Origin of the sequence: Corallococcus praedator, from assembly GCF_003612125.1 — a bacterium.
In the GTDB taxonomy this organism is placed as follows: Bacteria; Myxococcota; Myxococcia; order Myxococcales; family Myxococcaceae; genus Corallococcus; species Corallococcus praedator.
Map to the genome: position 1 here is coordinate 1 of NZ_RAWI01001047.1, position 443 is coordinate 443.

The following is a 443-nucleotide window of genomic DNA, read 5'->3' on the forward strand; positions in this document are numbered from 1 at the left end:
GGTCTAGTCTGCCAAAATTATCATAAAATATAGTTTGGCGCGATGCTGGCACAGGAGGATTGCCCACTTCGCAACAAACCTTCGATTCTACCGTGATTGGATCCGATGGATATGTATTACCCGATTTAGTGATCAACAATTGAAATTGATAAAAACCTACGCTTGTAGCCTCAAACAATGCTGTACTTTGGGTTCCATTAGGCACGTTGGTCCATGCTCCTGCACCTAGTTTATATTGCCACTGATAGTCTGCTGTGTATGCCTGTGTGGCGACAAGAGTAATTTGCTCTCCTTTACACACCTCCGTACCTGTCGATGCTATAATTTTAGGCTTTGGAGTACCCCAAACTTCAATAGACTTGATGGCAATAGCCTTACAGTTACCCGTCTGCATGTTGCTTAAAAAAAAGTTCAATTCTCCGTTTGGACCTATAGGTTTTGAC

The 443-nt window shown here is 42.7% G+C and carries 1 protein-coding gene; it reads right to left on the reverse strand.

Translation table 11 applies throughout. The annotated features are described in order from the left end of the window. The coding region (locus D7Y13_RS46420) for a hypothetical protein (protein WP_158626232.1) at positions 1–443 on the reverse strand (443 nt) is incomplete at both ends.